Annotated in this window: 17 protein-coding genes; 11 read left to right on the forward strand and 6 right to left on the reverse strand. The window is 43.6% G+C overall.

The window, feature by feature from the left end:
- Positions 1–8: 8 nt before the first annotated feature.
- Positions 9–629 carry a futalosine hydrolase gene (gene mqnB / locus DUL71_RS20355; RefSeq protein WP_114939830.1) on the reverse strand — a complete coding sequence of 207 codons (621 nt, stop codon included), beginning with the start codon at positions 627–629 and terminating at the stop codon, positions 9–11.
- Between the two features lie 76 nt (positions 630–705).
- Between mqnB and DUL71_RS20360 the strand changes: the two genes are divergently transcribed.
- The 6 genes from DUL71_RS20360 (at position 706) to DUL71_RS20385 (ending at position 8,420) form a co-directional block, all read left to right on the forward strand.
- Positions 706–1,122 (forward strand): 6-pyruvoyl trahydropterin synthase family protein, encoded by a 417-nt coding sequence (locus tag DUL71_RS20360; RefSeq protein ID WP_114940203.1) that lies wholly within the window; start codon positions 706–708, stop codon positions 1,120–1,122.
- A gap of 9 nt (positions 1,123–1,131) precedes the next feature.
- Positions 1,132–1,773 carry a GTP cyclohydrolase I FolE gene (folE, locus tag DUL71_RS20365; RefSeq protein ID WP_112570805.1) on the forward strand — a complete coding sequence of 214 codons (642 nt, stop codon included), beginning with the start codon at positions 1,132–1,134 and terminating at the stop codon, positions 1,771–1,773.
- Positions 1,774–1,867: 94 nt separating this feature from the next.
- Positions 1,868–2,755, forward strand: coding sequence for an ACP S-malonyltransferase (gene fabD, locus DUL71_RS20370; protein WP_112570807.1), 888 nt, complete (start codon positions 1,868–1,870; stop codon positions 2,753–2,755).
- 83 nt (positions 2,756–2,838) lie between these two features.
- The gene (locus DUL71_RS20375; protein ID WP_154402443.1) at positions 2,839–6,573 is read left to right on the forward strand and encodes an ATP-binding protein; all 3,735 of its coding nucleotides are present in this window, start codon (positions 2,839–2,841) and stop codon (positions 6,571–6,573) included.
- Between the two features lie 295 nt (positions 6,574–6,868).
- Positions 6,869–7,561: a ferritin-like domain-containing protein gene (locus tag DUL71_RS20380; protein WP_114939832.1), complete on the forward strand. Its 693-nt coding sequence runs from the start codon at positions 6,869–6,871 to the stop codon at positions 7,559–7,561.
- Between the two features lie 13 nt (positions 7,562–7,574).
- The gene (locus tag DUL71_RS20385) at positions 7,575–8,420 is read left to right on the forward strand and encodes a ferritin-like domain-containing protein (protein ID WP_112570813.1); all 846 of its coding nucleotides are present in this window, start codon (positions 7,575–7,577) and stop codon (positions 8,418–8,420) included.
- 70 nt (positions 8,421–8,490) lie between these two features.
- Here DUL71_RS20385 and DUL71_RS20390 read toward each other — a convergent pair whose 3' ends face one another.
- Positions 8,491–8,937, reverse strand: coding sequence for a thioredoxin family protein (locus DUL71_RS20390; RefSeq protein WP_114939833.1), 447 nt, complete (start codon positions 8,935–8,937; stop codon positions 8,491–8,493).
- A 422-nt stretch (positions 8,938–9,359) separates the two neighbouring features.
- The gene (locus DUL71_RS32045) at positions 9,360–10,958 is read right to left on the reverse strand and encodes a DUF6600 domain-containing protein (protein WP_154402444.1); all 1,599 of its coding nucleotides are present in this window, start codon (positions 10,956–10,958) and stop codon (positions 9,360–9,362) included.
- Between the two features lie 207 nt (positions 10,959–11,165).
- Between DUL71_RS32045 and DUL71_RS20410 the strand changes: the two genes are divergently transcribed.
- Positions 11,166–12,128 carry an isopenicillin N synthase family dioxygenase gene (locus tag DUL71_RS20410; RefSeq protein ID WP_112570818.1) on the forward strand — a complete coding sequence of 321 codons (963 nt, stop codon included), beginning with the start codon at positions 11,166–11,168 and terminating at the stop codon, positions 12,126–12,128.
- 165 nt (positions 12,129–12,293) lie between these two features.
- Here DUL71_RS20410 and DUL71_RS20415 read toward each other — a convergent pair whose 3' ends face one another.
- Entirely contained in the window at positions 12,294–13,532 is a 1,239-nt protein-coding gene (locus DUL71_RS20415) for an MFS transporter (RefSeq protein ID WP_208645615.1), read from the reverse strand.
- A gap of 143 nt (positions 13,533–13,675) precedes the next feature.
- On the opposite strand from DUL71_RS20415, the gene DUL71_RS20420 reads away from it, so the two are divergent.
- Positions 13,676–14,557 carry a LysR substrate-binding domain-containing protein gene (locus DUL71_RS20420; protein ID WP_114939835.1) on the forward strand — a complete coding sequence of 294 codons (882 nt, stop codon included), beginning with the start codon at positions 13,676–13,678 and terminating at the stop codon, positions 14,555–14,557.
- Between the two features lie 205 nt (positions 14,558–14,762).
- On the opposite strand, the gene DUL71_RS20425 is transcribed toward DUL71_RS20420, so the two are convergent.
- The gene (locus DUL71_RS20425) at positions 14,763–15,245 is read right to left on the reverse strand and encodes a hypothetical protein (protein ID WP_112570822.1); all 483 of its coding nucleotides are present in this window, start codon (positions 15,243–15,245) and stop codon (positions 14,763–14,765) included.
- Complete coding sequence (gene tilS, locus DUL71_RS20430) at positions 15,242–16,579, reverse strand: tRNA lysidine(34) synthetase TilS (RefSeq protein ID WP_114939836.1); 1,338 nt, start codon at positions 16,577–16,579, stop codon at positions 15,242–15,244. Before tilS ends, DUL71_RS20425 begins: the two co-directional genes overlap by 4 nt.
- 102 nt (positions 16,580–16,681) lie before the next feature.
- Here tilS and DUL71_RS20435 point away from each other — a divergent pair, with 102 nt between their 5' ends.
- From DUL71_RS20435 to DUL71_RS20445, 3 genes are all read left to right on the forward strand, one after another.
- Positions 16,682–19,204 carry an OstA-like protein gene (locus DUL71_RS20435; RefSeq protein ID WP_244228805.1) on the forward strand — a complete coding sequence of 841 codons (2,523 nt, stop codon included), beginning with the start codon at positions 16,682–16,684 and terminating at the stop codon, positions 19,202–19,204.
- A 274-nt stretch (positions 19,205–19,478) separates the two neighbouring features.
- Positions 19,479–19,724 (forward strand): hypothetical protein, encoded by a 246-nt coding sequence (locus tag DUL71_RS20440; protein WP_114939838.1) that lies wholly within the window; start codon positions 19,479–19,481, stop codon positions 19,722–19,724.
- A 596-nt stretch (positions 19,725–20,320) separates the two neighbouring features.
- Positions 20,321–21,406, forward strand: a complete 1,086-nt coding sequence (locus DUL71_RS20445) for a Gfo/Idh/MocA family protein (RefSeq protein ID WP_114939839.1) — start codon at positions 20,321–20,323, stop codon at positions 21,404–21,406.
- The last annotated feature ends 1 nt before the right edge of the window (position 21,407 follow it).

Below are 21,407 nucleotides of genomic sequence, written 5' to 3' on the forward strand. Positions count from 1 at the left end.
GTAGTAGATTAATTGTTAATGATCTGGCTAACCAGGTCGATGGCAAATGTATTCAGATTTTTAATGGCCAGCCCAATGTTCCAGGCGTCACGGTTACGCTTTTCAACATAATTTGACACTGCCCTGATCTGCATGCCCGGTACATTCATCTGTCGGCAGGCATAAAAAAAAGCAGCCCCTTCCATGCTTTCCAACTGCGGATTTAGCCGTTGCTGCACCTTTTGAATAGAAGGTTCGTGCCCGTGAACCGTGTTAACCGTAATGGCCTTTGCTTTTTTAAGATAAAAGTTCGGGTAAACTTCGTTAAGCGAGGTGCCCGGTTTAAAAACGCTTTCGCCAAAGCCAAGGATGTCAATAGAAATAAAAGCCTCATCATCCTGCGCGCCAAGTTCGGCAAAGGTATCCTCGGTAACTTCCAGCACATCGCCTAAATGAAAATTACGGTCGAAACTGCCTGCGATGCCAAGATTTAGTACTAAATCATAAGTATGGTTGCTGAGCTGACGGGCCATACCAAAGGCTGTTGGCACCATGCCCGCGCCGGTTATAAGTACATCAACCTTATTGCCCAGGGCCTGGACAAGCGGTTCAACCTCAAATTTGGTGGCTGCAGCAATGAGTATAAGCATATTGCATTATTTTGACGGCTAATATAAAACAACTCACCTGTTTTTGTTTTGTATATTTGCACCCACTTTTGTTATGATGATACATATAACGCGCAAGGAACATTTTAATGCCGCTCACCGGATGTACCGTGAGGAATGGAGCGCTGAAAAAAACTTTGAGGTGTTTGGCAAATGTGCCAACCCCAACTGGCATGGTCACAATTACAACTTGTTTGTAACTGTAAAGGGCGAAGTTACGCACGCTACCGGCTACCTGATAGATTTGAAAGAGCTCAAGACGATCATCAATGAGTATGTTATTGAAAAGATCGACCATAAAAACATCAATAAGGATGTTGACTTTATGGCCGGCAAAATGGCATCGACAGAGCTGCTCTGCATTGAGATCTTTAATCAGTTGAAAGCACCTATTGAAGCTTACGAAGGCGTGTTTTTACATTCAGTAAAACTGTACGAAACCGAAAATAATTCTGCCGAGTATTTTGGCGGTTAATTTTATAAAATGAGCGATTCACAATTTAGCCAGGATACCGACGACGACGATTTCGGCGGTTACATCAAAATAGATCGTTATAACCAGGAACGCATTGATAGTTTAAAAGATAACTATCACAACGTTTTAAAGCAGATAGGCGAGGAGCCAGAACGGGAAGGTTTACTAAAAACCCCCGAGCGTGTAGCCAAAGCCATGCTTTATTTAACCCATGGCTATGAACTTAATGCCGAAGAAATTTTGAACTCGGCTAAGTTTAAGGAAGAATACAGCCAGATGGTGGTAGTAAAAGACATTGAAGTTTATTCGATGTGCGAGCACCATATGCTGCCTTTCTTTGGCAAGGCGCACGTGGCATACATTCCTAACGGGCACGTAGTGGGTTTAAGCAAGATCCCTCGTGTGGTTGACGTATTTGCCCGCCGCCTGCAGGTACAGGAACGTTTAACCAACGAAATCCGTGATTGCATTCAGCAAACCCTGAACCCTATCGGTGTTGGCGTGGTAATTGAATGCCGTCACCTGTGTATGAGTATGCGCGGTGTGCAAAAGCAAAATTCGGTAACCACAACCTCGGCCTTCACCGGCGAGTTCCTGAAAGAAAAAACCAGGACTGAGTTTTTAAATTTGATAAGCTCTAAGTTGAGTTAAGGCCCCCCGCCCCCCTAAAGGGGGAGTGAGGGAGCTGAACAATTATATTATAAACACTAAACAAAAATTCCCCCTTTAGGGGGTTAGGGGGCTAATGAAAGCATATATTTTCCCGGGCCAGGGTGCCCAGTTTCCGGGTATGGGCAAGGACCTGTACGACCAGTCAGAAAAAGCACGTGAGCTGTTTGAAAAAGCTAACGAAATCTTGGGTTTCCGTATTACCGATGTGATGTTTGAAGGTACTGCCGAAGATTTGGTGCAAACCAACGTTACCCAGCCTGCTATTTACCTGCACTCAACAATTTTAGCTACAGTTTTAGGCGATGATTTTCAGCCGGAAATGGTTGCCGGCCATTCATTAGGCGAGTTTTCGGCTTTGGTTTCTGCCGGAGCTTTATCATTTGAAGATGGCTTACGTTTAGTTGCCGCGCGTGCTAACGCCATGCAAAAAGCCTGCGAAATTCAACCATCAACCATGGCCGCTATTTTAGGTCTGGATGATTTTACGGTAGAAGATATTTGCGAGCGCATAAGCGAAGTGGTTGTGCCTGCAAACTACAACTGCCCGGGTCAGCTGGTAATATCCGGTTCAATTGCCGGTATTGACGAAGCCTGTATTAAAATGACCGAAGCCGGTGCTAAACGTGCTTTAAAACTTAAAGTAGGCGGCGCGTTCCACTCGCCGTTAATGGAAGCTGCAAGGGTTGAATTGGAAGCAGCTATTGTTGCTACCGAAATTAAAGCCCCGGTATGCCCTATCTACCAAAACATAGATGCCAAGCCATACACCGATCCTGAATTGATCAAGAAAAACCTGATAGCACAGCTAACAGGCGCCGTTAGGTGGACCCAAACCGTTATGCATATGATTGAAGATGGCGCTACATCATTCACCGAAGTAGGGCCGGGTAACGTACTGCAAGGCCTTGTAAAAAAGGTTGATAAAACCGTCGCGACAGCGAGCGCTGTATTACCGCAATAAATTTTAAAAGCCACATACAACATGTGGCTTTTATTTTTGTTATAGGCTTGTATTAATCAAAAAATCCATAGTATAGCAACATCTTGACTACATCGGGGAAAATACGCCTATTGCTTGCTCTTTTGGGGCTTAGTTTGCTGTTTACGGCCATTATTGTTCAAAAAACATATACGCCGGTAAACAGTCTTGTGCAATCTGCCCGGGTACTGGAAGATAATCTTCACAACAAGGAGATCTTTATAAGCAAACAGCTGGAGGAAAAATGGAGCTTTAAAAAGCTAATGAACCTGCGCAATAACGAGCAGGATGCCATTAACGCCATTGAAAGCTTCACTACCAAAAACGGCATTTGGTTTATTACCCTAACCAACAACAAGCTTAGTTTTTGGAGCGGCATCAAAGTATTGCCCGATAGTACAAATACCATCAAGGAGGGTTATTCGTTTATCCAGCAGCCCAACGGATATTATGAAACATTCAGGAAAACGGAAGGTAACTCTTCGGTTATCTTTTTTATCCCGGTAAAAATCAATTACGCTTTTCAGAATAAGTATCTCCAAAACAAATTTGCCAAAGACCTGCTTGACGACGATAACATTGATATAGCCGATTTTACAGATATCAATGTTTACGAAGTACACAGCAGCGATAATGAATACCTGTTTTCGGTAAAGCTCAAAAACAACGACACCAATAATGATTTTGTTTACTATGAGCTTTCATTCTGGATCCTGACAGCTATTACGCTCTGTATCCTGATGCATAATATCTGCAATTATGTAGCTTCTAAGGGCTATGTGTTGCTATCCATCATTTTCCTGGCTTTATATATAGTGCTGTTCAGGTTTGTTAACCTGCATTATAACCTGCCCGATTTTACCTATAAGCTCAGTATCTTCAATCCCATATTTTATGGTTCGAGCCTGGTTTATCCTTCGCTTGGCGATTTTTGCATCAATATCCTGGTGATTTTTTGGTTTGTGGCTTATGTGTACAAGCAGCGTCGCAGTTTCTTTAATAACATACAAACTAAAACAGGTGGCTATGTAATAGTTGTCGCCGGTGTTTTAACACTTATAGCAGTATCAACATCTCTGTTGCGTTTATTTTACGGTTTAGTTATCAACTCAAAAATCAATTTTGATGTAAATAATGTGCTTAGCTTAACCGGCTTTAGCCTGCTGGGGGTATTGATGCTATGCTTTAGCTTTTTGATATTTTACCTGCTGAACGAGGTTGTCCTGACCGTATGCTTTAAAACCAATGTACCTAAAACACATCAGCTTTTCCTGTTTTTATCCGGCATTGCCCTAACCACCCTGGCATTTGCTTATTACAAGGAATTTACGCTGTTTTATATACTATGGGCCATATTGGTATTGATAAGGGCCTACAGCTTTCTTTATCAAAAAGAGGAACTTTTTGCTACTTCGTTTTTAGGGATAGTGTTTGTCTGCGCCCTGATAGCAGCCATTAAGCTTAACCATTTTGAAGACCTTAAAGAACACGAAACCCGGAAAGCCCTCATACAAAAGCTGGAGATCCCGGATGATGCCACGGCCGACTATATTTTCAAAAAGGTAGAAAACCAGATTATCACAGATACGGCCATAATGCGCTATTTTACAAATGGCCTGCATAATGGCGATTATCTTAAAACCCGTTTTCAGAAGCTTTATTTTGATGGCTATCTTTCAAAGTATGAGTTTAAGGTTCATGAGTATGATGCAAATGAAGAGCCAACATCGGCAGATAAAAATTATTCACTGAGTGTATTTAAAGATCTGGTGCTGTACAGTTCATTTAAAGTGTCCGATTATTTTTATCGTGAAAACGAATCATTCGGATATCAGAACTATTTTGCCATATTACCGGTAAACACCAGTAATAAGCAATTAGGTACCATTGTAATCGAATTAAAATCGAAGCCGCTACAATCGTCAGGGGCATTCCCCGAGTTGCTGATTGACGGGAATATCAACCCTGAAAATGATTTTAAAGATTATTCATACGCCTTTTACAGCGATAATAAACTACTAAGCCAACGTGGTACTTATGTTTATTCGCTTGATAACACCGAGTTTAAAAGTGACCTAAAAAAGTACACTGAGAAAACCACGCAAAATCACAGCACGGTTTGGTATGAAAGTTTCACCACATACAATCACCTGATATACAAGCCCAGCGAAAGGAACCTGATTGTTGTTAGCCGCGAGGAAAACTCACTTTATTACGCCGTCACTTCGCTTACTTTCTTTTTGGTGGTGATACTGATCTTCAGTGCCATCCTGATCACGATCAGATGGCTATGGGCGCGCATTAAAATCTTCAACATTGCCGAAGATGGCCTGAAGATAAACTTCAGGATTAATTTTGATAAGGTATTGTACAAAACCCGTATCCAGATCTCGATGATACTGGCTGTGGTAGTTACATTGGTGCTGGTAGGCTTTATTACATTTTTATCCATCAGCAATCAGTACCACACTCAGCAGGAAAAAATGATCAGGGATAAAATAACCCGGATAGCATCGGCATTTGAAAACGGTCTTTTTACCCAATACGTTGAACACATAAACGAGGAGAGCCAGGTACATTTTAATGATCTGGCCAATACCTATGCAACCGATCTTACGGTATTTGATACTAACGGTATTCCGTTGCTAACTACGCAACCCAAAGTTTACGAGAATGGGCTGGTTGCTAAACGGATGAACGCGCGCGCATTCATTTTTTTGAGCAAGCTGCAAAAAACCGAGTTTGTTAACGATGAAAAAATAGGCGACCTGAGCTATAAGGCTGCTTACGCTCCGATAACGCTTACCGCCTCGAACAAAACGGTTGCTTATATCCAGGTGCCATATTTCAGTAATGAAGCCGACTACAAGGAACGGATAAGCTCATTGCTTAACGTGATGATAAACGTTTATGCCATAGTTTTCATAGCTATAGGTTTGTTTGCTATCATCATTGCCCGGCAAATAACAGCACCGCTAAACTTCATCCAGCAAAACCTTAGTAAAACCATCTACGGTAAAAAGAACGAGCAGATCAAGTGGTCGCGCGATGACGAGATCGGGGCATTGGTTAAAGAGTATAACAAAATGATTTCGGCGTTGGAAAACAGCGCCCAGCGTTTGGCGCAATCTGAACGTGAAAGCGCCTGGCGCGAAATGGCTAAGCAGGTTGCCCATGAAATTAAAAATCCGCTTACACCGTTAAAACTTGGTTTGCAGCTGCTTGATAAGTCATGGAAGGATAAAGACCCTAAGTTTGACCAGAAATTTGAGCGTTTCAGCAAGTCATTTGTTGAGCAGATAGAGAGCCTGTCGTCAATAGCATCAGAGTTTTCGGCTTTTGCCAAGATGCCGGATACCCGTATTGAGCAGATCAATATTTTTGATATGCTCAACCAGGCCGTTATAATTTTTAAGCAAATGGATAACGTACTGATCAGCTATCAGCAACCCGAAAGCGTGTTTACCATCAATGCCGACCGCGACCAATTATTGCGTTGCTTTAATAATTTGCTAAAAAATGCTATCGAGGCTACGCCGCATGACAGGAAATGTATCATCGATATCAATTACCTGGTAACCAGCAAAAACATCCTGCTTACTATTAAAGATAACGGCAACGGGATCCCTGAAGAAATGCGCGAAAAGATCTTTGAGCCTAACTTCACTACCAAAAGCTCCGGAACAGGTTTAGGCCTTGCATTCATCAAAAACTCTATCGAAAACGCTAATGGTAAAATTTGGTTTGAAACCACCATGGGCGTAGGTACTACATTTTATTTGAGTTTACCCGCGGCATAATCCGGCTGCAGGTAGCTTAATAACAAGACTCCTTATTACATATTAATAATTCTCATAAAACTACTTTGATAATTCAAAAAAGGCCGAAAACTGTCAGAAGTTTTCGGCCTTTTTTGTTGCTATAGCTTTCCCAGATGGCTTTTAAAGCCTAATACAGCGCTATTTAAATTTTACCAAAAGTTAAATACTCTAATTAAGAGTGTAATAAGTAATAACTAATTGCAATCCGCCATGTTGTTACAGGCGTATATCCATCTACAAAACAACTAATTATAACATTAAAAAATCGAACTCTATGAAAACATCTGAACAAGAAAGCATAGGCGGGGCAAACATGGCCAGGAGGTCATTTTTACGCTATGCGGGGTTAGGCGTAGCATCAGCCGGCCTGTTAGCTACTGCGGCTTGCCACAAAGATCATAAGGTAGTTGTTGGCGGCGGCATTGATATCGGCGCCAAAGGCGATCTTGCCATCCTCAATTATGCTTACGCACTTGAGCAACTGGAAGCCGCGTTCTATATCCAGGTAATTACCACTCCTTATTCTGGTATGACTTCCGACGAGAAAGCGCTTTTTACCAGTATCCGCGACCATGAGGTACTTCACCGTGAATTTTTCAAGGCTGCCTTAGGCGGTAACGCTATCCCTTCACTTACTGTCGATTTTAGCACTATTGATTTTACTAAAAAATCTGCTGTGCTTGGTGCCGCCAAAGCATTTGAAGATACCGGGGTTAAAGCTTATGATGGTGCAGGTTATTTGATACAGGATGCAGGCTATCTGACCATTGCAGGTAAAATTGTATCGGTTGAGGCCAGGCACGCGGCACTCATCAGCAATATGCTTGTTGCGGGCTCATTTGCTGCCGATGACCAGGTAGATAGCAATGGACTGAATAAATCAGCAACCATTGCAGAGGTATTGCCTATCGCCAATACCTATCTGAAAACCAAAGTGAGTGCAACTAATTACAGTTACGTAGCTTAATCCCCACATCGCCATGAATTTATTTAACATAATAGACGAAATAGAAAAATTTGATCCGGAATTAAACGACAGGCTTAACCCGCGTCGTGCAGCCATCAAAAATATAACAAGCTTTGGTTCAAAAGTGGCTATGGCCGCCGTGCCGTTTGCTATGGGCACCATGCTCAAAAGAGCCTACGGCGCTACTGCCGCCCCAACAGTTGTTGAGGTTTTAAACTATGCCTTAACGCTTGAATACCTCGAATCATCATTTTACAACCAGGGAGCGGCTTCGGCAGGTTTAATCCCCGCCGCGGGGGCATCTTACATCAACACCGTAAAAGATGATGAGAACCAGCACGTAGCTTTCCTGAAAACTGCTATTACTGCTTCGGGCGGCACACCTGTTACTTCGCCTAAATTTGATTTTACCGCAGGCGGCGGTACCGGCAATGGTCCGTTTAAAGGCTTGTTTAGTAATTATACCCTGTTTTTAAAAGTGGCATTAGCTTTTGAGGATACCGGTGTACGTGCTTACAAAGGTCAGGCCCCCAACTTGCTTGGAAACAAAGATATTTTGACTGCAGCCTTATCTATCCACGCGGTTGAAGCCCGCCACGCGTCGGCTATCCGCCAGTTATTGGGTGTATCTCCGTGGATCACCAGTACAGCAACATTAGGCAACGATACCGGAGTATCGCAGGTAAACGGTAATTATGATGGAGAACAAAATGTTACCCAGGGACCTGTGAATGTTACTACATTGCCAAGTATATCGGGTTCAACAACATCTGTTGCTATTGCTACAGCAGCTTTTGATGAACCATTATCTATGGACCAGGTATTGGCTTTATTAGTAGGTACTTTTATTTATACCTAAATAGCATATCCTTCAGAAATGAAAAGACCGGTAGCAATAGCTCCGGTCTTTTTTTATGCCCGAATTTTAATTATTTATTTAATGCCTGCTGCCCAAATTTGATGAGATCATTAGCCCTGATATAGCCTACCGTTCCCGAAACGGGTTTGCCCTTGCTGGTAAATATGATCATGGTTGGATAAGCCTGCAGGCCCCATTCGGCAGCAAGCGCCGGGCCTTGCCCTTTTTCCATATCAATGGCCACGTTTACAAAATTGTCGTTGTAAAAATCGGCTACTTTATTATTTTTAAATGTAGTGGCCTTGAGCATTTTGCAGGGGCCGCACCAGCTGGCATAAGCATCAACAAAAATATATTTGTTTTGGCGGGCTGCCTGTTTTAAGGCTTCGGTCCACGAGTTTTCAATAAAATTGATTTGGGTTGATGACTTGCTTAGGGTTGCCTGAGCTTGGGCATTAAAACCGAAAGTAATATTAAGCAGGATAACAAAGCAGATTGTAAGCAGGATTTTTTTCATTCTTATTATAAGGTATTCACAATACTAAAACAGCACGTATATAATGCTTTATACGTGCTGTTTATTGTAGCGGTTATAAATTTATTTTATCGGTTTGCAGGTCGTCTTTCCTGTTGCTGGCGCTGCTGTTCCTGCTGCTGACGTTGAGCTTGTTGTTGTTGCTGTTGTTGCTGACGTTGCTGCGCCTGCTGCTGCCTTTGAGCCTGCTGCTGCTGTTGTTGTTGCTGACGTTGCTGTTCCTGCTGTTGCCTTTGGGCTTGTTGTTGCTGCTGGCGTTGTTGTTCCTGCTGCTGCCTTTGGGCTTGTTGCTGTTGCTGACGTTGCTGCTCCTGCTGCTGGCGCTGAGCCTGCTGTTGCTGCTGGCGTTGTTGTTCTTGTTGCTGACGTTGGGCTTGTTGCTGTTGCTGACGTTGCTGCTCCTGCTACTGGCGCTGAGCCTGCTGTTGCTGCTGGCGTGGCTGTTCCTGCTGCTGCTTTTGGGCTTGTTGCTGTTGCTGCCGTTGGGCTTGTTGCTGTTGCTGCCGTTGGGCTTGTTGCTGTTGCTGCCGTTGGGCTTGTTGCTGTTGCTGCCGTTGGGCTTGTTGCTGTTGCTGACGTTGTTGATCTTGCTGCTGACGCTGAGCCTGCTGTTGTTGCTGACGTTGTTGTTCCTGCTGCTGCCTTTGGGCCTGTTGTTGCTGCTGGCGTTGCTGTTCCTGCTGCTGACGCTGGGCCTGTTGCTGCTGTTGTTGTTGCTGACGCTGTTGCAACTGCTGCTCTCTTTGAGCTTGCTGTTGTTGCTGGCGCTGCTGTGTCTGTTGCTGCCTTTGCGCTTGCTGATCCTGCTGGCTTTGCGGACGCTGTTGTTGCTCACCTCTGGCCTTTTGATCCTGCTGGCGTTGTTGCAATTGCTGCTGACGCTGTGCCTGCTGTTGTTGCTGACGCTGGGTTTGATCGTTCTGTTTTTGATCTAACTGTTGCTGCCTTTGGGATTGTTGCTGTTGCAAACGTTGTTGTGCCTGCTGCTGACGCTGAGCCTGGTTATCGCCGGGCCTTGCATTTGGCTGGTTTGGTCGTGATCCGTTTGCAGGGTTAGGGCGGGCTACCGGGCCTGGACGATTAACCTGTACCACTTTATTATCAGGTTTTTCATTACGGGCCACTTCACGCAAACGTGCTGCATTGTTACGGTTTATGTTTGCGTTACCTGCTTGCCTGCTGGCTATACCGTTATTAGGATTTTGCTGACGATAAGCTGCAGCGTTTACTACCCTTGCCGGTCTTGCATCAGGCGCTTTCCTTATTTCCGGACGGTAAATGTTTACGGTGTTATTCACCACCCTGCCTCCGCCGTTCGGGCGGTTAACATTGGTGATATTATAAACCCTTACATTACGGTTATTGGTAACCTGCCTGATCTCATTAATCCTTGGCCCGGTTACATAGGTGCGGTTATTATTAACATAGGTATTGTTAATAATGGTTGTGTTATGAATAATGTTTACAACACGGGTGCGCGGTGCATAGTAGTTATAAATGTTTGGCCTGTTAATATACGCCTGCGGTGCGCAAACCCAATAATTATCTGGCACATTATAGCTGTTACCAAAAGATATGCTGATGCTGATACCAGGTTGCAAAGGAGCCCAGCCGTAATAACCGCCACCATGCCTCCAGCTTACCCATGCCGGAGCCCATTCGTGGCCCGGGATCCATTCCCAGCCATAATAGTCATCATAACGCCAGCGTCCATAGTGAAATGGCGCCCAGCCCCATTCATAATCAGATACCCAGGTGTTACCATAATCCGTTACCACCCAGTGACCGCGGGTAGCGTATGGCCTGAAATCGTCACCTGCGTCAGGTACCCAAACGTTACCATATTGCGGATCGCTTACCCAGGTGCCGTAAGGATCAAGTTCGTCGTAAAACTCCTGGTCGGATACATAGCCTCCTTCCTGGGCTTTACCCATGTTTGGCGCGGCAAGCATTAGTAAAAATGCTATTAAGCTGATACCGCATATTTTATTGATGAATTTCATAGTATTTTAAGTTAAAATAGCGCTGTTAGGTTTACGTCTATAAACATATGACAGGCAGAAGTATAAAACGTTTAAAGCAAAAATTGTTTTAAAGGGTTAACATAAACCAAGCCAGTGTAATTATGGGGATAAAATTTTATTGTTATCTTGTGTACCACGCTTAAAAATTAAATAATTTTGCTACCTGTTTTTTTATAAACTACAACTATGAGTACAGTAAATATTCCACGTCTGGATCTGAATACCTATATAAACGGCTCGGCCGAAGAACGCAAACAATTTTCGAACGATATTGGTAAAGCTTTTAATGAAACCGGGTTTGTTACCATCACAAACCATGGTTTGAGTAAAGAGCTGATAGATAAACTTTACGAGCAGGTAAAAGCCTTATTTGCCCTGCCCGACGCGGTAAAACAACAATACGAAATTCCTGGTTTGGCAGGTCAGCGCGGCTATACCGGCAAAGGCAAAGAAACCGCCAAAGGTTTTAAAACGCCGGATTTGAAAGAGTTTTGGCAAATCGGTCAGACAGTGACCGATGACGACGCGCTTAAAGCCCAATACCCGGAAAATGTACAGGTGAACGAACTCTCTGAGTTTAACCCAACCACTATCGAAGTTTATAAAAAGCTGGAAGCCGCAGGCAAACATTTGCTGCGCGCCATAGCTGTTTATCTGGAATTACCTGAGAATTATTTCGACGATAAAGTACATAACGGAAACTCTATCCTGCGTAACCTGCATTACTTCCCGATATTGGATCCGGATTCGGTACCTGATGACGCGGTTCGTGCAGGTGCTCATGAGGATATCAACCTCATTACCCTCTTGATAGGCGCCAGCGCAGATGGCCTCGAATTGTTAACCCGCGATAATACCTGGTTCCCGGTTAAAGCTTATGGGGAAGACTTAGTGGTTAACGTTGGCGATATGCTGCAGCGTTTAACCAACAATAAACTGAAATCAACCACCCATCGTGTAGTGAACCCGCCGCGTGAGTTGATGAAGTTTTCCCGCTTTTCGGTGCCGTTTTTCCTGCACCCAAAATCAGGTATGGACTTAACCAGCCTTGATTCATGTATTGATGAACAGCATCCTAAGCTATATACAGATATTACTGCAGGTGAATATCTGGATGAGCGTTTAAGAGAGATTGGATTGAAAATGTAGCAAACAAAATTATGTTATTGCGAGGAACGAAGTAATCGCAAACTATACAAAGCGTCTCTGCCAATTGGGGATTGCTTCGTTCCTCGCAATGACGTCTTTTACAAACAACAAAGCCCTTCCAAAACTGAAAGGGCTTTTGCATTTAAACAGGTAGATGAAATAAATTTATTTAGCCAGTGCCGCTTTGCCGTCAACGCCATCCAAAGCTGCCTGCTTTCTCTTGTACAATACAAATAATGCGGTAGCCAACACGCCAATAATACCTTCAACACAAACTGCACGGCGTGGACCAACTTCATTGGCTAACCAGCCGGCCATCAAACTGCCTACCGGGATCATTCCCTGGTAAGCCATCACGTAGTAGCTGATTGCCCTTGCCCTCATGCTTGGGATAGCGTGGGTTTGGATATAAGTGTTAATAGCTGATGTTTGCGCCATCATACCAACACCGGTAAAAACCATGAATGTTAAAGCGAAAGGCAGTTTGCCTGCATAAGCCACCATCAGCACACTGATACCAAAAATGAGGCTCGCCGCGCTCATGATCTTCACTAAGTTTTTGCTGCTTTTTAAGTTAGCCAGGTAAACTGCGCTGATCACTGAACCTAAACCAGCTGCGCTCTCAAACCAGCTGAAAGTTTTGGCATCGCCATTAAAAATATCTTTGGCAAAAATGGGCATCAGCGTATTAAAAGGAATAACGAACAAGCTGCTTGCGGTAAGCATCAGGATCATGCTGCTCAGGTCGCTATCGCCAGATACATATCTGAAACCTTCCTGCAATTCTGTCCAGATGCTTTTTTCTGAACGGATGGGAACAATAGTGTTCAGCTTCATCATAAATAAACAGGCAAGCACCGGAACATAGCTCAAAAAGTTACCGAAGAAACAAACATCCTCACCAAAGGCACTTAAAACGATACCTGCAATTGCCGGCCCCGCAATACGTGCAAGGTTTGTCATAGTAGAGTTTAGAGCGATGGCATTAGGCAGATCGGCTTTATCATCAACCATATCCACCATTAATGATTGGCGACAGGTTACGTCAAAAGCGTTTACGATGCCCTGTAGTAAACTTAAACCAATAATGGCGGGAATGTTATAGATCTTGAAAAAGATCATGAAAGCAAAGGCAGCTGCCTGTAACATAGATACCACCTGGGTGATAACCAAAATGCGGTAACGGTTATGCCTGTCAACAATACTGCCTGCATAAGGGGCTAATATCAGGGATGGGATCAGGCTCACAAAACCCACTATACCCAGTAAAAGAGCCGAACCTGTGAGGCGGTAAACCAGCCAGCTCACTGCTGTTTTTTGCATCCATGTGCCAATGAGGGATATTGACTGACCGTAAAAAAACAGCTTAAAATTACGGTACTTTAAAGAGCGAAACACATTCATTTGTTCAATTCATAACAAAAGCAAATTCAGGGGAGTACTTAATGCAAGACTATTGAATTGTTTTATGATGCAAATATCGCCCTTATTGATACATTTGTAAAATAGATTATTTTAATAGAATTGATAGGAAAAAACGATTGATTATGGAACTGCGCCAGTTACAATACTTTGTTAAAGCGGCGGAAACTATGAACTTTACCGAGGCTGCGGCAGCTGTGTTTATTACACAAAGCACGCTATCGCAACAGATTAAGCAACTGGAAGAGGAACTGGGCATGCTCCTGTTCGATAGGATTGGGAAACACGTACGCATCACCGAGGCTGGGCATATATTTTTAACCCATGCCCGCAAGATACTGAATGACGTACAGCGAAGTAAACAAGCCATCAGCGAGTTACAAAACGCCACCACCGGCGAACTGAACCTCGGCGTTTCCTACGCGTTCACTTCATTGTTATTGCCAGCTTTGGCTCCGTTCAGCACCAAATATCCGGGTATTAAGATTTTTATTACTTACGGCAGCCCGGAAGAATTGGAAAAGAAACTGCGACTGGCCGAACTGGATATGATCCTTGCTTTTCATAACGAAAGCGACGACGAAGACCTAGAGATGCAAGAGTTATTTAGCTCGAGCGTGGTAATGGTGGTATCCAAGAGTAATCCGCTGGCGCAGCTCAAAAAAATAAGCCTGGAAGAGTTAGCCAGGCTTGATTTAATCCTGCCTGGAAAAGGCTTCAGTTCACGCGACTTTATTAATGATCTTTTCAATCGCAAAAAAATAGTGCCTAATATTAAGATAGAGCTTAATGACGTACATTCATTACTGGCCCTGGTTGAGAATGGGCAATGGGCTACCATTCTGAACGAAAAAGCCATCATCGGCTGGAATAAAGTAACCGCCATTCCCATTGAATCAAAAGAGATCAAACGGCAATCATACATCCTGTGGCAAAAAGGTGTTTATCGTAAACGGGCTGCCATTTTGTTTATTGAAGAATTGATGCGGGTGATGGAGAGTGAGTAGAAACTTTTTGTCATTTCGATAGAGCCTGTAGTGGCTTGAGCATTGGGGCGAAAGAGAAATCTTGTACGCCATATAAGTGCGTTACTAAGTTTACAAGCAGGGCGTATAAGATTTCTCCTCACGCTGTCGCTCATCCCCGCACTTGTTCGTTCGAAATGACAGGATTATATATTTCTTTCCCACGGTCGTGCCCCCACGGCCAAAACTACTTCTTCATCTCTTCCCTTATCGCCCTCAAAAACTCGTTGGGGTGTTTGGAGCCGATGATATACAGAAGGCCATCACGGTCGGTAAGGTGGATAGCTTCGTTGCCTGAAGTAAAAAAGCGGATGGTGCCTTTGGTGTGCAGGTTATAAACCGGGTTATTGAAAAGATAGCGGCTGTACGTGCCTTTTTCTACCTTAACAATGCTGTTCAGATCTATTTTTACAAGTTTGGTTGTCCACAGGCCATCAAGCATAACGCTTTTGTTTTCCACACGGGTGCGGAAATGCAGCAGGAAGCCCAGGATAATGGAGATAATAATGATGGCAAAGCCTACAACAACAAGCAAATCGCCGTTACGTTCACGTTCGTCGGTAAAAAAGTAGGCTGCAAAACAGAACATGGCTAAAACCAGGCGTATGGTTAGCGGTATAAATTCCCGGCCAAGGTATTGCTTTTCAGTAAAAACGGATTTATCGCTCATGTTAGTTTAAACAGTTCGAAGATAGTAACTTTTTTAGTGTTATCACTCACTTTATACCTTTCGTCGGGGCGGTAGCCGCCAATCCACATAATTTCACCGTTGCCGTTCACAAGGATAGGAATTTCTTCCTTTTGATGCAGCGGCACTTTCTGATTGATAAAAAAATCGCTCAGCTTCTTCTTCCCTTTCATCCCTAAGGGAAAAAAATAATCCCCCTCATTCCAGGTACGCACCCTGAGCGGATATACCAGTTTATCCGCATCTATTGATACCGCCATCGGGTTGTCCTTTACAATCAGCGCACTATCATCATGCAATAAATTCACCCTGTAAACGCCAAAATTAGCTTCATGGTCTGTTTCGTTAATAATAATCTCAACCGGTAAAACGGTTGTTCTGGGTTTCAGGATGATAATATTCCTATCAATCAACAAGGTATGCGTCCCCGATTCAAATACCCTGCCGGAGTGTTTATCAAGCGAATCAATCAGGTCGTCAATAGTAGCTTCATTAAAGCCGTACTCGTTAAGTAACTTAAAAAGTAACAACCTTTTGGGATTAAGCTTCTTTACTTCAATAATGGATAAATAAATACCATCATCATGTATTTGCAGTAGCGCCTGTCTTAATTCCTCAAGCTTAAGCTCCAGCAACAGTTCCAGGTCGCGAAAATGGAGCAGGTTGTTTTCAAAAGTTTTTTCGAGCGAAGGATTCAGTTCTTTCAGCTTAGGTACAACCTCCAGCCTGATCTTGTTACGGGCATATTTAGCAGAGGCATTGGAGCTGTCTTCTACAAATGTTAAACCTTCGGCAGTAACAATGGTCTGTATTTCCGCACGGCTAAGGAACAGCAGGGGGCGCACCAGCTTACCGTTTTTAGGTAAAATACCATGTAAACCGGCAATTCCGGTACCGCGTGTAAGGTTTAACAATATTGTTTCAATAGTATCGTTTTGGTGGTGAGCAAGCGCAATAACCTCATAACCTGACTGCTGACTGATGGTGTCAAACCATTGATAGCGCATATCACGGGCCGCCATCTGAATTGATATCTTGTTATCGGCAGCGTATTGCTCAGTATCAAAGTTTACAGTATGGAAAGGAATGTTAAGCGTTGCGGCAAGGCTGCGGGAAAAAGCCTGATCGCGCAGGGCTTCATCGCCACGCAGCTGAAAGTTACAATGGGCAATGCCAAAATCATACCCTGCGGCTTTAAGCAAATGCACCATTAAAACCGAATCGATGCCGCCGCTTACAGCTGCCAGGATTTTGGTAGCGGGTGTAAATAAGCTGTTTTGCTCAATAAAATTAACAAACTGATTAACTGGCAGCATTCATCAAAATTATTAATTTAATAACCCCAACAAAAAACTAATTTTGCCATTGTGAGGAAATACGTTTTATGCTTTTTGTTTTTGGCGATAGCGACTGCAGCTATGGCTCAAAAAAAATCAATTGTAAACCTGATACAATCTGAACGAAGCACTGCCGGAAAAATTAATGGCAAGCAGATGGTAAAAGTGTATAAAGGCGTGTTCAAGCAGGATTATTCTATCCTACGGTCAGACAGCGCCTACTTTTATCCAAGCGACAACGCTTTTGATGCCTTTGGTAACGTAAACATAAACCAGGGCGATACGCTGAATATATTCTCAGATAAGCTGAATTATAACGGTAATACCAAAACAGCAATCCTTACCAATAATGTTAAAATGGTTGACCGCGATGCAACCTTAACTACCAATTACCTTACTTATAACACGGCCAGCCGCATAGGCACTTACACGGGCGGCGGTAAACTGGTAAATAAGGATAATGTGCTTACCAGCAAAAACGGCTATTACTTTGCCTTCAGCCGCGACTCGTATTTCCGGTACGATGTAGTGCTTACCACACCTGACGCATTGATAAAAACAGATACACTGAAGTATAACACGGGCACGCGTATAGCCTATTTCTTCGGGCCAACCAATATTTACGGCACTAAGGATAAAGACACCCTGTATACCGAAAATGGTTTGTACAACACTGTTACCGAGCAGGCCTATTTCGGAAAGAAAAACTCGTACAGGCAAGGCACCAAATCATTAAAAGGCGACAGTCTTTTTTATGACAAGCTGAAAGGCTACGGTCGCGCGGTAAAAAACATCACTTTTGAAGACCGTGAGCAAAAGGTAACCATAAAAGGTGATCTGGGAACTTACTACAGGGCCGAGGAAAAAACCGTTGTTACCGAAAACGCTTATGTAGTATTGATTTCCGAACAAAAGGATACCAGCAAAACCGATACAACAGTTAAAAAACTACCGGTTGATAATAAGAATGCTAAGGCAACAGCCAAAAAAGTCACCGATCTAACAAAAATTGCCAATGCTATAAAACCCGATAGCATCCATAAAGCACCGCCTAATACCATGCCGGTTAAACAGCCGTTTGCCATAGGTAAAAAAGACAGCGCTAATGTTGAAATGGCAGCTGCACTGGCGCAGGACGCGTTGAAAAACAATAAAAACGCCAATGCCGACGTATTGATCAAAGCCGCAACCCAGGCAAAAAAGGGCAACGAAAAGGTGATCGACTCGGCACTGAAGGCGGCAGCTCCGGCCTTGAAAAACAATAAGGACAAAGCCAATATTAAAAACATAGGCAGTTTGGCCGGCGTAGCCGATGCTATAAAACCGGGTGTTGCAAAAGTAACTGGCAAGTTGCTGCCTGCAAAAACGCCTTTAGCCACAAAAGATACCAGCCATATTAAACGCGATTCAATATACATGACTGCCGATACCATCGAAACGCAGATCATGACCTATAAAGACCAGAAAATTTACCAGGAGCGCCAGCGTACTTTACGCGATACCACTTTAAAACAACGCAAAGTAGCGGCTGATAAAAAATCCTCGAAGTTTTTGACCGCTTATTATATAAAGGTGCCTAAAGATACCAGCTACTTTCACCGTGATTTTTTTGGTAAGCCAAAGCCAATAAACGATTCGTTGCAGCGCAAAAAAGACGCCCTTGCCGCTATTAAAAAAGCAAAACAGGATAGCATATACCGTGTGCAAATGCAGCGCGACCCGGTTTTCAAGCAATATCCTGTTGATGTGAAAGATACGGCGCGTGTAAGGATGCTCATCGGGCATCACCATGTCAAGATCTTTAAATCAGACCTGCAGGCAAAATCTGATTCGGTGTTTTACAGTAACAGCGACTCAACCATGCGCATGTACGTAAACCCTATTATCTGGACACAGGGATCGCAGTTAAGCGGCGATACCGTATACCTGCAAATGCGTAAGAAAAAGCTGGATAATATTGAGTTGTTCCCGTCGGCGTTTATCGTAAACATCGAAAAGGATGATTCAACGCATTTTAACCAGGTAGCAGGCAAAAAAATGCGGGGATACTTTAAAGATGACAAGCTGGATCAGATGTATACCTATGGCAATGCCGAAACCATCTATTTTCAGCGCGACAGCGGTAAGGTATCGGGTATGCAGCGATCTTTGAGCAGCCGGATCCGTACCTCGTTTAAAAACAACCAGGCAAACCGGATTTTCTTCATAACCAAACCCGAAAACCGATACATCCCTATAGAAAAAGTTAAGGAAGATGATAAGATCCTAAAAGGCTTTTTATGGAAGCCTAAAGAGCGACCCGCATCTAAAGAGGATATCATAAAAAAACGACCTAAAAAGGTAGCTTCATCTAAATCTCCGGCAAAAACCCCACCGGGTAAGCCGGGCGCTGTAAAGCCGGGAACTAACCTGAAGGTAGATAGCCTAAAAGGGGGCGGACAAAAAATGATGCCGGATAGCACCCTAAAAGTTGATACCGGAAAGAATAATGCCCAAAAAATTAAAAAGGATACGACAATCAAGAATTTTCCGCCAAAACTACCCGGAAATGGGCAGAAAAAGGACAGTATTGTTAACAAAACGCCATCTGTTAAGAAAAACTGACCCAAAATGAAAAAAAAGTAACATTTTTTATCAAAAAAATTAGTCTACTAATTCTATAGTGCTTATATTTGACTAATTGTTATTATCGATCTAACCAATTAGTTCTTTATGATAAATAATGAGGTCAGTCAACTTAAATTTAAAAAAGAGACAGCCGGCGGGCTATCTCTTTTTTTTCTGCCCCATTTTTAAAACATGTTTAAACAGCTGTTTTATTTATCAATAAAGTAAACATCATGTACCCCGGCGTGTTATCCCAATAAACACTACCGCCATGATTGATCAAAAAGACACCAAACCGGCTGCTAAAGATGGGAAGTACGAATTCCTGATGAACTACTCCGAACGTGAGCTTACCTGCCGTGTTGAAAAAGAACAAAACAAGCTGCATGTTTTTATCGACAATAATATCAACGCCGAGCTTGAACTACAGGCCAACGGCAATCTTACCCAGGTAAGCGGCAACGCGCTGCCCGATTCAACCATTGAGTTTATTAAGAAACACATCATGGAGCAATAGTTGGTTGCGCCTGGTTTTGTACTTGTAGCTGAAATAACATTAGGTGTGGAGGGACTGTCATCCTGAGCCTGTCGAAGGACGCGCGCAGAGGCCACCCCGCCATGCTTCGACGAGCTCAGCATGACACTCGTTTTTGTTAGGCCGTAAAGTAGCGAACAATATTTGCGATATAAAAAGCGGCTTTGCTTAGCGAAGAAGATGCTTCGTTCCTCAGCATGACAAGCGTTTTATTAATACNTAGCTGAAATAACATTAGGTGTGGAGGGACTGTCATCCTGAGCCTGTCGAAGGACGCGCGCAGAGGCCACCCCGCCATGCTTCGACGAGCTCAGCATGACACTCGTTTTTGTTAGGCCGTAAAGTAGCGAACAATATTTGCGATATAAAAAGCGGCTTTGCTTAGCGAAGAAGATGCTTCGTTCCTCAGCATGACAAGCGTTTTATTAATACCTCAATTTGCAGACATCCGCTACTAACACGCATCTTCCAAAAGTTTTCAGTTTTAAAATATTATTCGTTAATCTTGGGTAGTATTCTGAACCGGTTAAATCCTGCGCGCTGTTCCAATTATCGGCGCTTAATTATAGATACATTTTATGAACAAAACTAAAGTTGCCATACTGGGTGCCGGTTTTATCACCGATATCCATATGGAATCGTACCATCGCTTTATCCCCGAAGCCGAGGTTGTAGCCTGCTATGCCCGTAACCCCGGAAAAGCCAAAGCCTTTGCCGAAAAATATCACATAGCCCAATGGTTTGATGACATCGATAAACTTATAGCCGAATCAGGCTGTGAGGTAGTAGATATCTGCCTGCCTAATTACCTGCACGCCGAAGCCACGATTAAAGCCGCCAAAGCGGGCAAGCATGTCATCATAGAAAAGCCGCTTGCTGTTACGCTTGAAGAGGCCGATGAAATGATTGCCGTATGCAAGGCCAACAATGTAAAACTGATGTATGCCGAAGAGCTCTGCTTCGCGCCAAAATATGAGCGGGCCAGGCATCTGGTTAAAGAGGGCGCTATTGGCGACATCTATATGCTTAAGCAGGGCGAAAAACATTCCGGCCCGCATTCAGATTGGTTTTATGATATCAACTATGCCGGTGGCGGGGTGATCATGGATATGGGCTGCCATGCTTTGGGCTGGTTCAGGTGGATGCTTAACAATGTCAAACCTAAAAGTGTTTATGCCAGCATGAGTACCGTGCTGCATAAAGGCCGCACTAAAGGCGAAGATAATTCGGTAATTATTGTTGAGTTTGAAAACGGCGTAACTGCCGTGGCCGAAAATAGCTGGGCCAAGCATGGCGGCATGGACGACCGCTGCGAAATTCACGGTCTTGGTGGTGTTATTTATGCTGATTTATTCATGGGCAATGCCGCGGTAACCTACAGCAAGGATGGATACGGTTATGCCATGGAGAAATCGGACACCACACAGGGCTGGAGCTTTACCATTTTTGAAGAAGCCTTTAACCAGGGCTACCCGCACGAGTTGAAACATTTTATTGACTGCGTACAGAATGACAAAACCCCGCTGGTAACCGGCGAGGACGGCAGAGCAGTGCTTGAGCTCATCTACGCGGCTTACGCATCGGCCGGAGCCGGAAAAAAAATTGAGTTGCCGTTTTCGGCAAAGATTGATAAACCTGTAAATCTTTGGCTCAATAATAAATAGA

Origin of the sequence: Mucilaginibacter endophyticus (assembly GCF_003351025.1) — a bacterium.
Classification (GTDB): Bacteria; Bacteroidota; Bacteroidia; order Sphingobacteriales; family Sphingobacteriaceae; genus Mucilaginibacter; species Mucilaginibacter endophyticus.

Coding starts and splice junctions, on each gene's coding strand:
- DUL71_RS20410 (WP_112570818.1), top strand. CDS start 11,166: ATGAGTACAGTAAATATTCCACGTCTGGATCTGAATACCTATATAAAC.
- DUL71_RS20435 (WP_244228805.1), top strand. CDS start 16,682: ATGGCTCAAAAAAAATCAATTGTAAACCTGATACAATCTGAACGAAGC.
- DUL71_RS20380 (WP_114939832.1), top strand. CDS start 6,869: ATGAAAACATCTGAACAAGAAAGCATAGGCGGGGCAAACATGGCCAGG.
- DUL71_RS20425 (WP_112570822.1), bottom strand. CDS start 15,245: ATGAGCGATAAATCCGTTTTTACTGAAAAGCAATACCTTGGCCGGGAA.
- DUL71_RS20440 (WP_114939838.1), top strand. CDS start 19,479: ATGATTGATCAAAAAGACACCAAACCGGCTGCTAAAGATGGGAAGTAC.
- DUL71_RS20415 (WP_208645615.1), bottom strand. CDS start 13,532: ATGAATGTGTTTCGCTCTTTAAAGTACCGTAATTTTAAGCTGTTTTTT.
- DUL71_RS20360 (WP_114940203.1), top strand. CDS start 706: ATGATACATATAACGCGCAAGGAACATTTTAATGCCGCTCACCGGATG.
- folE (WP_112570805.1), top strand. CDS start 1,132: ATGAGCGATTCACAATTTAGCCAGGATACCGACGACGACGATTTCGGC.
- DUL71_RS20390 (WP_114939833.1), bottom strand. CDS start 8,937: ATGAAAAAAATCCTGCTTACAATCTGCTTTGTTATCCTGCTTAATATT.
- tilS (WP_114939836.1), bottom strand. CDS start 16,579: ATGCTGCCAGTTAATCAGTTTGTTAATTTTATTGAGCAAAACAGCTTA.
- DUL71_RS20445 (WP_114939839.1), top strand. CDS start 20,321: ATGAACAAAACTAAAGTTGCCATACTGGGTGCCGGTTTTATCACCGAT.
- mqnB (WP_114939830.1), bottom strand. CDS start 629: ATGCTTATACTCATTGCTGCAGCCACCAAATTTGAGGTTGAACCGCTT.
- DUL71_RS20420 (WP_114939835.1), top strand. CDS start 13,676: ATGGAACTGCGCCAGTTACAATACTTTGTTAAAGCGGCGGAAACTATG.
- DUL71_RS20385 (WP_112570813.1), top strand. CDS start 7,575: ATGAATTTATTTAACATAATAGACGAAATAGAAAAATTTGATCCGGAA.
- DUL71_RS32045 (WP_154402444.1), bottom strand. CDS start 10,958: ATGAAATTCATCAATAAAATATGCGGTATCAGCTTAATAGCATTTTTA.
- fabD (WP_112570807.1), top strand. CDS start 1,868: ATGAAAGCATATATTTTCCCGGGCCAGGGTGCCCAGTTTCCGGGTATG.